The sequence below is a fragment of the Pseudomonas sp. WJP1 genome, from assembly GCF_028471945.1.
In the GTDB taxonomy this organism is placed as follows: domain Bacteria; phylum Pseudomonadota; class Gammaproteobacteria; order Pseudomonadales; family Pseudomonadaceae; genus Aquipseudomonas.
Map to the genome: position 1 here is coordinate 4,089,802 of NZ_CP110128.1, position 13,429 is coordinate 4,103,230.

General features: G+C 55.8%; 11 protein-coding genes. 2 read left to right on the plus strand and 9 right to left on the minus strand.

Annotated elements, in window-relative coordinates; genetic code table 11:
* Positions 1 to 4 precede the first annotated feature (4 nt).
* The 7 genes from OH720_RS18180 to OH720_RS18210 form a co-directional block, all read right to left on the minus strand.
* Positions 5 to 883 carry an SDR family NAD(P)-dependent oxidoreductase gene (locus tag OH720_RS18180; protein ID WP_272602309.1) on the minus strand — a complete coding sequence of 293 codons (879 nt, stop codon included), beginning with the start codon at positions 881 to 883 and terminating at the stop codon, positions 5 to 7.
* Between the two features lie 81 nt (positions 884 to 964).
* Positions 965 to 1,567 carry an HD domain-containing protein gene (locus tag OH720_RS18185; protein ID WP_272602310.1) on the minus strand — a complete coding sequence of 201 codons (603 nt, stop codon included), beginning with the start codon at positions 1,565 to 1,567 and terminating at the stop codon, positions 965 to 967.
* A gap of 88 nt (positions 1,568 to 1,655) precedes the next feature.
* The gene (locus OH720_RS18190) at positions 1,656 to 2,387 is read right to left on the minus strand and encodes an SDR family NAD(P)-dependent oxidoreductase (protein ID WP_272602311.1); all 732 of its coding nucleotides are present in this window, start codon (positions 2,385 to 2,387) and stop codon (positions 1,656 to 1,658) included.
* Between the two features lie 36 nt (positions 2,388 to 2,423).
* A complete protein-coding gene (locus OH720_RS18195; protein ID WP_272602312.1) occupies positions 2,424 to 3,734 on the minus strand; it encodes an MFS transporter in 1,311 nt (436 codons plus the stop codon).
* A 126-nt stretch (positions 3,735 to 3,860) separates the two neighbouring features.
* The gene (locus OH720_RS18200; RefSeq protein WP_272602313.1) at positions 3,861 to 4,916 is read right to left on the minus strand and encodes a 3-keto-5-aminohexanoate cleavage protein; all 1,056 of its coding nucleotides are present in this window, start codon (positions 4,914 to 4,916) and stop codon (positions 3,861 to 3,863) included.
* Positions 4,917 to 4,973: 57 nt separating this feature from the next.
* Positions 4,974 to 5,822, minus strand: a complete 849-nt coding sequence (locus tag OH720_RS18205; RefSeq protein ID WP_272602314.1) for a TauD/TfdA dioxygenase family protein — start codon at positions 5,820 to 5,822, stop codon at positions 4,974 to 4,976.
* Positions 5,823 to 5,832: 10 nt separating this feature from the next.
* Positions 5,833 to 6,795: a quinone oxidoreductase family protein gene (locus tag OH720_RS18210; protein WP_442967199.1), complete on the minus strand. Its 963-nt coding sequence runs from the start codon at positions 6,793 to 6,795 to the stop codon at positions 5,833 to 5,835.
* Between the two features lie 170 nt (positions 6,796 to 6,965).
* Here OH720_RS18210 and OH720_RS18215 point away from each other — a divergent pair, with 170 nt between their 5' ends.
* Together OH720_RS18215 and OH720_RS18220 are read left to right on the plus strand one after the other, a co-directional pair.
* A complete protein-coding gene (locus OH720_RS18215; RefSeq protein WP_272602316.1) occupies positions 6,966 to 7,970 on the plus strand; it encodes an AraC family transcriptional regulator in 1,005 nt (334 codons plus the stop codon).
* Positions 7,971 to 8,635: 665 nt separating this feature from the next.
* Complete coding sequence (locus OH720_RS18220; protein WP_272602317.1) at positions 8,636 to 9,085, plus strand: hypothetical protein; 450 nt, start codon at positions 8,636 to 8,638, stop codon at positions 9,083 to 9,085.
* A 568-nt stretch (positions 9,086 to 9,653) separates the two neighbouring features.
* On the opposite strand, the gene OH720_RS18225 is transcribed toward OH720_RS18220, so the two are convergent.
* Together OH720_RS18225 and OH720_RS18230 are read right to left on the minus strand one after the other, a co-directional pair.
* On the minus strand, positions 9,654 to 10,496 hold the full coding sequence (locus tag OH720_RS18225) for an alpha/beta hydrolase (RefSeq protein ID WP_272602318.1): 843 nt from the start codon (positions 10,494 to 10,496) through the stop codon (positions 9,654 to 9,656).
* 122 nt (positions 10,497 to 10,618) lie between these two features.
* On the minus strand, positions 10,619 to 13,192 hold the full coding sequence (locus tag OH720_RS18230) for an autotransporter family protein (RefSeq protein WP_272602319.1): 2,574 nt from the start codon (positions 13,190 to 13,192) through the stop codon (positions 10,619 to 10,621).
* Between the last annotated feature and the right edge of the window lie 237 nt (positions 13,193 to 13,429).

Genomic DNA, 13,429 nt, shown 5'->3' on the forward strand with positions numbered 1-13,429 from the left:
CTGTTTAAAGGACGGCGCCCCCATTGGGACTGATGACTTGCCCCACGAAATAGTGATCGCCTGCAAGGAATGTCGCCACGGACGCATATTCATCCGTTGTCCCGAACCTGCCCGCCGGTATGACTTGCCAGAACCTGCGTCGACCTTCCTCGCCGATGGAATCGAGATATTCTTCAAAGAAAGGGGTCGACACCCCGCCCGGGGCCAAGGCATTGACCAGGATATTGCCCCCGGCAACTTCCGCTGCGACCGATTTGGTGAAGGCAATGACGGCGCCCTTCGACGCGCTGTAGTGCGGACTGTGCGCACTGATTGCCGACATCCCGGCGATCGAGGCAAGGTTCACGATGCGACCATAGCGTTGTTCCTGCATCAGCTTGAGCGCTTCGCGCGTGCAATAGAACATGCCGTGCACATTGACATCCCAGTACCGATGCCACTCCTCATCGGTTATTTCACTGGTGAAACCTAGCGACTGTCTCGGTTGCGCAGTCGTGATGTAGGCGTAGTGTTTATTGCGTCGTACTGCGTCAGCTGCCCCCGTGGGAGCCAGCGCCGCGTTATTCACAAGAATGTGCAAAGTGCCAAAACGCTGGACAATGTCGGCGAACATGGCGACGACCTGGCTGCTCGAAGAGATGTCGCAGTGCAGGGCCAGGCAGTTGGCACCTGCCGCTTCAACAGCCTTTCGGGTTTCCTCCAGGGCGGGAATATCGATATCGCAGATCACGACATCTGCACCGGCCCGCGCGAAATGCAGTGCAATGGTTCCCCCCAGGCCACGGCCAGCGCCGGTAATCAATACGACACGGCCTGAAAAGTTGCGCGTGCTTGCCTGCGCCATTTCAAATGGCGCGTGTTCAAGTTGCTCGTCCAATGGCATAAATGACTCCGGTATTTGGTTGACGTGAGACAAGTATCTGCAGAAAAATAAATCCGGTTTTGACGATCTGGGGTAATAATTTTACATTTTGGGGTAAGCGGGTGTTTCAGCGCTAAACATGGGCCCGTAGAGGGACAACCTGGGCTTGGCAAAAATACGCCGCAGCATCGGTTCAAAGAAACTCAGGGGCAATGTTTCACCTTCAGGGTCGAAGGCAGGACTGTCGTACAACTCGATAAACTCTGCAGTGCGCACATAGTTCGAATGATCCTTGAACATGTCGCGCATGTGGCGATCCATTCCAATGCGGTGAAAAAAGTTATAACCCTGAAAAATCCCATGATTCTGGATCATCCAGTGATTTTCTTCGCTGACAAAGGGTTTGAGGATAACCGCCGCCACTTCAGAGTGATTGTAGGCGCCTAACGTATCACCGATGTCATGCAGTAACGCGCACACCACATACTCTTCGTCGCGACCATCACGATAGGCGCGTGTAGCCGTTTGCAGGCAGTGACTCAGGCGATCAATCGGAAAGCCGGAAAAATCACCCGACAGCAGATTCATGTGCGCGATGATTCGATCCGGCAAGGCGCTGGCAAAGCTTTTAAACTCTGCAGATATAATATCCCAGTCTTTTTGAGTGCTTTGATCCATCCGGGTAAACAAGGCAGTTTCGCTCATTTAACTCTTCTCATCTTGATGAATTTTAGTTAAAGCGACATTCATTAGTTAAGTTAGAGTCGTCACTTGTTCCAAAACGTCTTACTCATCAGATCGCGCGGCGCATAAGGCTGTAACTCTGAGCGGTAGGTCCTGCGTCGGGCATATCCGCCAGGAACAAGGCCAGCGACACCACGTCTTCCGGGGTCTTGAACCACTCACCCGGCGGTATAGCCGCATCGCGCGTCATCTCGGTCTGTACAGGCCCTGGAATCAGCTCGTTGACACTGATGTTGTATTCCAGCAGTTCCACCGCGAGCGACTGGGTGAGCATCCACATACCGCTCTTGCTGCAGGAGTAGGCCGAAAAACCGGGGGTGGCACGGTGGCGCTGGCCAGAACCGATCATGATGATTTTCCCGGCACCGCGCCGGCGCAGGTGCGGGATGGCGGCATGAGCGGTGTGGTAGGCACCGGTCAGGTTGATGTCGATGGTCTTGCGCCACTGTGCCGGGTCACTGTCCTCGATCCGTCGTTGCTCGATCGCGATGCCGGCGTTGGCGACTACGATATCGACACCGCCGAATTCATCGCTGGCGCGCTGGTACAGGGCGACGACTGCGGCGTAGTCACCCACGTCGGCTGTCTGGGCGACAGCCTGGCCGTCTGCCTCGATAATCATGCGCACAGTCTCGGCTATTTCCGCTGCGCTGCGTGCACTGCAAACCACCGCGGCGCCGGCCTGCGCATAAGCCAGGGCAATGGCGCGGCCAATGCCACGACCAGCACCGGTGATGACGGCAACTTTACCCTTGAGCGGTTTTGAAAGGATGTGATTCATCGTCTGCATTTCCTTACGGGATGTGAGAGGTGTTTTTCAACGCGATTGTTGGCAACTGGAGGACGCATGGCGGCGCAGGTCGTGGAGGTAATGAGACCTTGCGAAAGCAAACGCCAATGCTGCGCCAATCGAGACTAACGGGACCCACTGCAACGCACCGAGCAGGCCGATTCGGTCGGCGAGCAGGCCAGTCAGATAGGGCCCTGGCGCGGCACCCAGCAGGTTGCCGGCCAGCGCCAGGGTGGCAATGGCGGTGCCATGGAGAGAGACGTGCACCAGATCGGTGACGATGGCGCCCGCTGAGCCATAAGTGCCAGCCGCAAAAAAAACGCCCGTGATGATGACCGCAAACTGTCCGGCGCCGGGTGGCAAGCGCATGCTGATCATCAGCAGTACGCAGGATCCCAGGCAGTAGAGGATGGCGGGCAGCGTTTTGTTTTTGTCCGACTTGCGCCCCACCCAGTCAGTGAAAACGCCGCACAAACCCATGCCGAGCCCGCTGGCGATCAGTAACACGGCCGCCGCCAGTGCCGACTTGTCAGCGGGTAAATCGTAGTAGCGGTTAAGGTAGCTGGGCATCCAGGCAATGATGGTGTAAGCGGTAAAGAGCTGAAGGCCACTGCCAACATAGGTGAACACCAGCGTAGGCGCGCCGAACAAGGTCTTGAGAAGTGAGCGCAATCGAATTTTTTCAACACGTTTGCCCTCCACCGGCGACTCGGCCAACTCGAGGGGCCTGTACCGCGCCAGGCGTGTTTCACTCACCGTGAATGCAAAGAACAGGATCAAGAGAAATCCGAGCGCCGACATGGCAATCAACGCGGCGCGCCAACCAAAGTGATTCGCAATCACGCCGCTTGAGGCCAGCCCCAGTACCGAGCCAAACATGCCGGCGGAGGTAAAGGCCCCGGTCAGCGTGGCACGCATGGAAGACGGGAATACACTCAAGATGATTGCAAGCCCAACGCTGCCGTAGCCCGCCTCGCCTATACCGACAAACAATCGGGCGAGCAGCAGCTGGTTATAGTGTTCTGCCAGCCCACAGGCCAAAGTGCTCAGACTCCAGAACAGCGCCATGATCACCACACTTTTAACCCGCCCCCAGCGGTCCGCCATCAACGCGGCCGGTACAGCCAGCAAGCCAACCGCAAGGCCCACGATGCCGCTGAGCAGGCCAAGTTGTGCATCGCTCAAGGCCCACTCGGCCTTCAGTTGTGGAAAAACTGCATTGAGTGCCTGTCGCGACATGTAGTCAGACAGCATCAATGCATAGATAACGATAAATACCAGCCAGCAATAGGCACGCGGGCGTGAAATCTCGCGCGGAGGATTCACTGCAATCGACATGGAAAACTTCTCTACCTGCATATCGCCCCCATTATTTTTATCCCACGCAATTCAAGCGAATTGCGCACGGCTGCAGTCCGGGCAGGAAGGCGCTACCGCCTTTCTGCCCGTGCTCTGAGAGGAGAACTATCGACCGTGGGTCGAGGGAACTATCGGGCCCGCAGTGCGGTTGGGAAGCATGCCGTTTGCAGCGAGGGTTTCGTCTGCGTCCTTGTACCAGGTGCCAATGCGGTAGATTTGGCGCGCCTCCTTGCCGGTCGCAATCTCGCGGCCCAGCTCTTTTGCCACACGGACCGTTTGCCGGACCTGATCCACAGAACCGAAGCGCTGGCCATGCTGCCCAATGATGGTGTCTTCGTTGCCGCAGCGCGGGTGCAACCCCATGGCCAATGCCATCATGTTGAACGGCAGCACATTCTTGAGCAGAGACTCGGCGGTCAATGTGCACGCTTGCGGTACACGCTGGACAAAGTTCATGAAGTTGAACGGATTGGGCCCCTCGAATCCTCCGCCCACCCCGATCCAGGTCAAATTCAATGGGCCGGTGTAGACACCTTTGCGGACCAGGCGCTGCAGGGTTTCGAGCGCGTGGATACCCGTTAGCTGGAAGTGCGGCTGAATCCCGGATGCCTGCAAGCGACGCAGGTGCTCCGCCACCCAGGCAGGTCCCGCGGGCACTGTCATCTCGCTATAGGCTGAGCCGAGTAGCGGATTGCCCAGTGAAGTGCCCTCGATGTATTCGGGATAGAGCAACTCCATGATGTTCATCTGCGTCGTGTTGATCGCCACCGTCACCTGGTCGGGCTTTGGATCAAGGTCTGCCAGCATATGGCGTGTGTCGTCGGACAGCCATTTGGCGGCCTGGCCATCGTTTTCCGGGGCGAATGAAATCGAACCGCCGACCTGGATAATCATGTCCGGCACAGCTTCGCGCACTCCGGCGATCAGCTCATTGAATTTGGACAGGCGTTTCGAGCCCTTGCCATCAAGTTCGCGCACATGCAGGTGCAGCACAGTGGCGCCAGCCTCGTAACACTCCACTGCCTTTTCGATGTGTTCTGCCATGGTGACCGGGATATCTTCCGGGAAATCCTCAGGCATCCATTCGGGACCGTACGGGGCGACGGTAATAACTACTTTTTCCTGGTTTTCCGGGTGCAGCGAATCGTCTAGAAATTGCATTTTCTATCTCACTGTCAGCTAGTTGGATCGGATTGGAAAAAGGCTGTGCCTACCCGCTCAATAAGGCCGGTCACCGATGATCGTGGCGCGGTCCATCTGGCGATGGCACGGCGGGTAATCCATCACGGCGTAATGCTGGGTGCAGCGGTTGTCCCAGATCGCCATGCTGTTTTTCTTCCAGCGCCAGCGCACTTGATATTCAGGTACGTACGCCTGGCTGATCAGGTATTGCAGCAGGTCGCCACCGGCCTGGTTGCAGTCCTGTCCGTAACGCACGCGTTCCTTGGTGTGGTAGTTCACGAAGTGCGTCGCGAAGGCATTGACGAACAGGACCTTTTCGCCGGTTTCCGGATGAGTGCGGACCACCGGATGCTCCGCGTCCGGAAACTGGGCCTTCAACGCATGGCGTTTTTCACGCGGCATTGCCGCGCCGAAACTCGACTGGATGCTATGACTGGCAATCAGGTCGCTGATCTGCGCCTTGACCTGATCCGGCAGGTTGTCATGGGCCAACACCATATTGGCCCACATCGTGTCACCCCCTACTGGCGGACACTCCACGCAGCGCAGCACGGCCCCCATGGGCGGTGCCTGACGCCAGGTGGCATCGGTATGCCAGGTGTTCTCATAGCGATCGAGCGGCGCGTCCGGGCGCTTGTAGATTTGCACCAGACCGGGCGCCTCGGGGTCGGTTGGCGCGACCGGGTGGTCCTCCAGATCACCAAAGCGCCGGGCAAAGCTCGCATGCTCAGCCCTGGTTATGTCCTGGTCACGCAGAAACAGCACCCGATGCTTGATCAACGCCTCGCGGATAAACCCGAACACGTCATCGTCGTGGATGGCGTCGGCTACATTGACACCGATCAGCTCGGCACCGATGGAACAGGTCAGTTGTTCAACTCGCATGGTGACCTCCTCAGATCACGAAAATCGAGGAACCCGTGGTTTTGCGCGCTTCCAGATCGCGATGGGCCTGCACCGCGTCCTGTAGCGCGTAACGCTGGTTGATCGGGATGTTGATGCGACCGGCTGCAACATGACCGAAGATTTCCCCGGCGAGTGCGGCCTTTTCCACCGGATCGACGATGTAATCCGCCAGTGCCGGACGGGTTAGGAAAGGCGACCCCTTGGTGGCAAGGATTTGTGGATCAAAGCCTGAGACCGGGCCGGAAGCGAAGCCCAGGCATACGACCAGTCCGCGCCGCTTGACCGAATTCAAAGAGGCATCGAAAGTGTCTTTGCCCACACTGTCGATCACCACGTTGACGCCAACGCCATCGGTCAACTCGCGGACCCGTGCGGCCACGTCTTCGTAGCTGTAGTTGATCGTATGGTCACAACCATGAGCCCGCGCAATCTCGGCCTTGGCTTCGCTCGATACGGTGCCGATAACCGTCACACCGAGCAGCTTGGCCCACTGCGATACGATCAGGCCGACACCGCCTGCCGCCGCATGCATGAGGATGGTGTCGCCCGCCTTGAAGTCATGGATGCGACGCATCAGGTAGGACGACGTCAGCCCGCGCATGGTCATGCCCGCCGCTGTTTCGCACGAAATGGCATCGGGCAGTTTGATCAAGGGCGCCGCGGGTATCAGGCGCTCGGTGCTATAGGCACCCAAGGTGTTAAGGAAGCCGGTGTAGGTAACCCGATCGCCGACCGCAACATTGCTCACCCCTTCGCCAACGGCCTGGACCACGCCAGCGCCTTCCACGCCCATGCCGGCAGGAAGCGGCATCGGGTACAACCCGGAGCGGAAATAGGTATCGGCAAAATTCAGGCCCACCGCTTCATGACGCAATCGAACCTGCCCAGGACCTGGATCGCCAACCTCCATTTCTTCCCAGCGCAGAACATCCGGACCACCTGTTTCATTCATACGAATTACGTGTGCCAAATTGATTCTCCTCGAATACGAATTGCCGATCGTTTGCGCTCAATATCAGTGTGGTTAGCGCCACTCGTAGAAAAAGTATCCGCGAATGTCCGCTGTTGGACTTGACATTCTGGGGTATTTTTTTTACATCTCGAGGCAAAAATGGAGTTCCAATGCCGAGTTTGCTTAGAAGTTCAAGCCTGACGAATTTTATCGACGTTGCCCTCTCCGTCGGCCTGGACCCCTATCGACAGTTGCGCAAGGCAGGCATCACCGATGCGGCGCTGATGGATCCAAGCATCATGATCCCGGCAAAATCGGTCATGCACTTGCTGGAAGACTCTGCGTATGCCGCGAAGATCGAAGACTTTGGCCTGCGCATGGGCCAAACCCGCCAGCTGGATAACCTCGGTCCCCTGGCCATCGCCCTGCGCGAGGAGCAGACGCTGCGCAAAGCCTGGCAATCGCTGACACGCCGTCTCGGGCTCACTAACGAATCAATGGACTTGAGCATTGAAGAAGCGAACGGCGTGGCGATTTTCAAGCAGGAGCTCACCGACAATATGGGGGGGTCAGTGCGACAAGCGACCGAGCTCGTCACCTGCGTGATTTTCCGAACATTGAAGCAGCTGCTTGGCCCCGCCTGGAAACCTCGCAGTGTCTGTTTCACGCACCAGGCGCCAGTCAGCCTGGCGATGCACCGGCAGGTGTTTGGTGCATCGGTTCGGTTCAACCATGAATTCGACGGCATTGTCCTGGCCACCAGCGATCTGGATGCGGCGATCCAGTCCTATGACCCATTGATTGCGCGTCATGCACGGGAATTCCTCGATGCAAAACTGGCCCAGTCCGATGTGACGATGCCTGACAAAGTGCGCAAATTAGTCTTCGCGCTATTGCCGGCGGGCGAATGCGTAGCCGAAAAAGTGGCCCAGCAGCTTGGCGTGGACCGCAAGACCATGTATCGCCATCTCGCCCATCACGATCAAAGCTACTCATCCATTGTTGATGACGTTCGGGTCGATCTGGTGAACCGTTATGTCGTGAACCGCGAGCGATCGCTTTCAGAAGTCGCCATTCTTCTGGGCTTCTCGTCCTTGAGTGCCTTTTCGAGATGGTTTTCGGGGCGCTTTGGTTGCAGTGTGACGGCATGGCGTAGGGAGAAGCAGCGAGCGTAGTGTGGCGCGCGCTCAAAAACCGCAGCCAATAAAAAAGGGCTTACCGCATAAACGGTAAACCCTTGATATTCATGGTGCCCGAAGCCGGAATCGAACCGGCACGCCCTTACGAGCGGGGGATTTTAAGTACAAGAATAATTTTTTATATATCAACATGTTACGTGCTTATATTCCCGTCAATCATACCAAGCTGTCCGCCGAAAAACTCAATAAACTTAAGGCATCAAAAAGCTTTGCGGCATGAAAATCTCTTCTTATTTTCTCGAATGCCCCCCTTGGCGAAAGGCTGAAATCGGCCACTGCTGGACAACTTGGGCTTTGAAAGGCTTGGGTTAAGAGTTTCTTTGGCGCATGGTGATCCGCTTGTTGAGGCTAAAAGTGGTGTCCACTTAAATAGTGTGGACACCACCGCCCTAAGCGTTGGGATCAGAAAGGTGGGTTGGCCGAACGCTAACACTGGTTCGACTTCTTACCTCGTCGCCTGGAATCCATTGTAAGTAAGTACCCTCATTTGCACCATCAAACGGAGGTGAATGAATGCGCTCACTGGGACGGGCTAAAGCGTGCCTCTTTACCTATCCTTAGATCGCAGCACACTTTCGTGTTGACCTGCTCGCGTTCCTCTCTATGTTACCTTCTCATTGCCGACTCAACGGAGATAAGCCATGTCAATTCTAGATCGGCTTTCAACTTACAGCATTGAAATTGAGTGGCTCGTCACTTGGTTTCCTAATGAGACCAAGTCCATCCTGAGCGATCATCGCATGCAAGCAGGCGTTATTCTTCATCAAACCAGCGAAGCCGTGTTTGTGCCTGGTAAGGAGGTGGGACACTATCTGTGGCCTACGGAGCAGCTCTTACCCTTCGCGTTTGTGACACTTGGCATTGACAAGTACGACAACTTCACCGTTACCTTTGAATTACAACTCGGGGCAGCGCGGAGGCGGAAAACATTGATTTTGTCACCGGAAACAACGGTGCCATATATGATAAACGTGAACGCAGGAAGCAACGATAGCGCCGCATTCGGCACTGGCTCGTCACTCTATGGAGTAATTACTACAGGTCAGCGACCCAATTTACTCAACCTCGCCACGCGCATTCTGGGCCCTTGATGTACCGGTTGTGCTCAATGCGGCCTAACAATTCATATATGGACTCTCTTGGATCACACCTTCGCGGAAATCGCTGGGAGAGTTCATTACAGTATTCAAATCGTTAGTCTCGCTCACTGGGACCGCGTTCCGCGACCCTTTAGCCTGAATGTTATGAACGTCCCTTCGGCGAAAGGACGTTAACGGTAAAAAGCGGAGCTTAACGCTCGGCATAGCCTTCATGGAGAGGTTGGCCATAACACCTCTGCAGCAAAGCAATGTCATGGAGATGCTTTTCTGAGTGTTTTGCTGTTGCCGAAATTGACCCCTTCTTCATGGCGATGAGGGTGGGGATAGAGGCTACCCGAACTGGCATACCGAAGAGCTTGGCAGGAAGAGCACTAATCTCAACCTCGGAGTAGGTTGGCAACTCCTGTGTTGGCGTGAGCAGGTCTGCATAGTAGGCGCTCTTCAGCGGAACCTGCACGCCAGGTCGAGCAAAGGAATCAGCGGAAAAGCCTGACAGCTCCACAGAACACAGTTCGACCGTGCTGCTGGCGTAGCGTTCACGAGCGCTGGCGAGGTAAAGTCACAGATGCCTCGGTTCCACTAAAGAAGATACTGACGAGCATTGACCTCCTGAAATAGCTTTATTACTCGTTGAAGTCCATATCAAACCATAGCCCTCTTGGTGGGTGGCTGGCACCTCGACTATCTCTATGCATTCTGCTTGCACCTTACTGGCATACCCCCTCACCAGCGAAGGCGTAATCACCTCATCTGCACTACCGACAAAATGCCGCTGTGCGATTGAACGCAATCTTGCACGGTAGTTAAGCGGGTCGAGCGATCCGGTTAAAGGCGACAGCCCTTTGGCTTGAACCCAAGCCACAGGATCGAGATTGCCAGCGATAGTCTGCACCTGAAAGACATCGTTGCGCTCGCCAGCGAGAATCAACGCCACCGCCGCTCCACCGGAGTAGCCCACCAGCTCAAACTGCTCGACTGCAAAACGCTGCTTTAAAGTGTCCAGGGCCGAACTCATTGAGTCGATGACTTCACGGCTAAAACGTTCATCCGTCCATACCATCGCATTGCAATTTATGCTGTTGACAAACTGACAAGGCCTGGCCAGATAAGCGGCTGGCCGGGAATCCGTAGCTGCCATATTGATCAGCATGGGGCTGAGTGGGGTGGGATCTGAACTTGGTTGCGAGGCAGTAATCCACGCCCTACCGTCGCCTTCGATATAGACCCGAAGCTTGGCGAAATGGCCCGCTTTAGGTTGCAAAATTTGGATCGGGAAGGCGCCTTCGCCCGATATTGCCGACACGAGCTTGCTGGAATGCGCGACCTCGGCAATCGATATGGGTGTCGTGCAGCTACTGATGGCCAAGGCTGCAATGGCGAATAAAACGATTCGAATGAGCACGCACGCCTCGCTGCGGTTATTTTAGTCGTGGAGCGGTTTAAAGATTCGACTGATAACGACCGGCACCAAACAGAAATAAAACGACCCGCACTCGGCGGGTCGATTTATATCGCTCTGACGGGTTAGAAGTCGTAACGAACCTTCACAGTGAAAGTATCCGCACTGAAGGCAGTCTTGCTGAGGTAATCGTACGAGCCACCCACAGTCCAGGCGTTGAGCTTATAGTCAAGTCCGAGGCCCAGCTCGTAGCTGTCGCGCACCGAACCAGAACCAGTGGTGGTAAACGGCGTGCCGCCCAGAACGAAGGTGCTGGTGCTACTGGTTTCATCGCCAATAAAATCATGCCAAGCCATGACCTTGGCTTGCGGTTCAAGGCTACCCTTACCCAGATCGAAGGCTGCTGCCATGCGTACGCCAGCACCCATTTCCCCGACTTCATAACGCTGCGCACCAACGCTCAACGCGGCAGAGCTGCCCTTTTCCTTATACGAATCGATGCTGATGTTAGTGTAACGAGCGCCAATTTGAGGCTCGATGATCAGATTTTTGTCGATGCGATAGCTGTAGCCAGTCAGAGCGCTCAGGCCCAGAAAATCACTGTCATAGTTTGCCTTGGCTTGGGTGCCGGCGATGCTGCGCTTGGAGTCGTTATCGTTCCAGCCGTAGGTCAAGGATGCATCAATAAACCAGTTGTCACGTGTCCAATCACCATAGACCGTCAACGCATTGCCGGTTACGTCGGTTTTGTTGCCACCGTCGGAGTTCACGTCAGTGCTAAGGTAACTGTAAGCGAGACCGATGGTAGTGTCAGCATTTAGCTTGCCGTCAGCACCAATGGCGACACCGTTGCTGTCAGCGTCATAACCGGAGACATTCTTGCGTGTGTCCTGCGTGGCATCGCTGGTCAGCGCTTGTACCCAGACGCCGGTCTCGGCCAGCAGATCACCCGACGACAGACCAGTGCGCGCCGCGCTGGAGCGCGAACCAATGGCGCCATTGACTAGCGACAAGCCCGTCGCAGCCGCTTGGCTGTCGCCCCCGTTGACTTCAGGCGTCAGCTGCTTGGCCAAAGCGGCCAGCTGCTTATCGTCAGCGTTGGAGAAGCCTTGCAACACGAGGTCATCGCGATTGCTGATCTTCGCCAGCACGCCGTCGTTGAGGAGCCTGGACAGGGCTGCCCGCGAGTTGCCCGACAGACCTTGTTGGTCGGATATTGCGCCGATCTGAGTATCGCTCTTGGTGGTAACCTTCGCGACGATCTTGTTGCCAGCGACTTCGTAGCTGTCGACGTTAAGCAGTGCCGAAGTGCTGTTCAGAGTCAGACCGTTGTTCTCCAAGGTACCGGCTTTGACCAATGTGTACTCGCTGCCGTTGGCGCTGAAGTCATTGCCCTGTGCGGCAAGTTTGATCTGCGACCCCTTTGCAAACCCGGCGGTACCACTCACGCTCAGTACAGGTGTGCTGGCATTGGTCGCGCTGCTCAGATTCAAGCCGATGGAAGAGGTCTCTGCGACGTACATATCGCCGTCGATACTAGTATGCGGCGTGGTGAAGTCCAAATGTCCGGCTTGGGTATTATCGCCCACGTCGATCCGGCCTTTGTTCTTGAGCGTGATGTTGGCACCGTCAATCGTAGCGTCAGTGCCGGCAAACTGAGTGTTGCCATAAACCTTGATGCCGTTCAGACCTATCAGATTGCCGGTAATCTTGCTGCCGTTGAGCATATCTAGATAAACCTCGCCGCCAGTGGCGCCAGAAGCGTCAATCGCCTCGTCGCCAGCGATGATGGTGCCGTTGTTAACAATTCGCAGTCGCTTGAGGTCGCTGTCAATTTCAAAGCCGCCGACTTCGATGGCTGCGTCACTGGCCAGAATCGATCCGCTGTTGATCACATGGCCTTTGGCTGGGTCGGCTGAGAAACGGACACCGTCCAGTTCGATGGCGGTGGCGTCGTCACCAGTGGCGGTGATGGTGCCATGGTTGATGAGCTGCGAAATATCGGCGTGCTCGACGTACTTACCTTCGCCGTTGGAAGTCAGGTCAATGCCTGTGCTTTGACTGCCCTTGACCGAAATCGAACCGTCGTTAATCAGGTTGCCGCTGATCTTGCCGCCACTCATGGAGATGCCAGTGGCGTCGGTACCTTCGGCAATGATCTTGCCGCTGGTAGTGTTGTGCAAGTCACCGCCGATTTCGGTGCTGCCGGAAATATCTACTGCACGATTTTCCTCGAGCTCATCTTCGTCGAGGTCCTTCACAGGCTCGCCTTTACTACTTAATGTACCCTCGTTGATCACACTGCCTTTGATGGTGGACGGGTCGATCAGCAGGGCCGTCGAGGCATTCCCGGTTGCGGAGATGTTGCCGCGGTTGATCAAATCGCCGCCGATGTAGTTGTTTTTCCAAACCGGGCCATCGGGGCTGTCGAAATCCACACCGTCGGAGAAGGCGCCACTAGGAGTTATTGTGGCATTGAGGATCAGATCTTTGTCGAAGGTAACGCCCTTCAAACTGATTACATCCAAATTCGCAACAGCGCTGTTGTTGCTACCGATGATTTCAACGCTGTCAGTGTGTTGGGTCAGGCTTTGTGCCATACCGAGGTCATTGACAGTCAGCGTTTCGGCCTGAACAGCCACAGAACTGGAGGCGATGGCCAAGGCCAGAAGTGTTTTGCGAAAAAGGTGAGGACTCACGACATATCCTTTTGTACTAAAGTGCTTCCATGCTGACGGACGACGATCATTAGCCATAGCATGCTGGCTGTTTGCCATGCACTGGGGGCTGCGATTCTAGGCGCATATTAGGAAAAAGCAATGTTGTTTTGATGTCAAAAAAGCGAATATTCGCTGTCTACAATCGTTCCAACGGCAGCATCACAGCAGGAAATGACGCTGCCCCAAGCTGGCTGAAATCAAGCCAGAGGTTCATAG

Excerpts from the sequence above, each read along its gene's own strand:
- OH720_RS18215 (WP_272602316.1), top strand. The coding sequence starts at position 6,966 with ATGCCGAGTTTGCTTAGAAGTTCAAGCCTGACGAATTTTATCGACGTT.
- OH720_RS18185 (WP_272602310.1), bottom strand. The coding sequence starts at position 1,567 with ATGAGCGAAACTGCCTTGTTTACCCGGATGGATCAAAGCACTCAAAAA.
- OH720_RS18180 (WP_272602309.1), bottom strand. The coding sequence starts at position 883 with ATGCCATTGGACGAGCAACTTGAACACGCGCCATTTGAAATGGCGCAG.
- OH720_RS18220 (WP_272602317.1), top strand. The coding sequence starts at position 8,636 with ATGTCAATTCTAGATCGGCTTTCAACTTACAGCATTGAAATTGAGTGG.
- OH720_RS18195 (WP_272602312.1), bottom strand. The coding sequence starts at position 3,734 with ATGTCGATTGCAGTGAATCCTCCGCGCGAGATTTCACGCCCGCGTGCC.
- OH720_RS18210 (WP_442967199.1), bottom strand. The coding sequence starts at position 6,795 with ATGAATGAAACAGGTGGTCCGGATGTTCTGCGCTGGGAAGAAATGGAG.
- OH720_RS18190 (WP_272602311.1), bottom strand. The coding sequence starts at position 2,387 with ATGAATCACATCCTTTCAAAACCGCTCAAGGGTAAAGTTGCCGTCATC.
- OH720_RS18205 (WP_272602314.1), bottom strand. The coding sequence starts at position 5,822 with ATGCGAGTTGAACAACTGACCTGTTCCATCGGTGCCGAGCTGATCGGT.
- OH720_RS18200 (WP_272602313.1), bottom strand. The coding sequence starts at position 4,916 with ATGCAATTTCTAGACGATTCGCTGCACCCGGAAAACCAGGAAAAAGTA.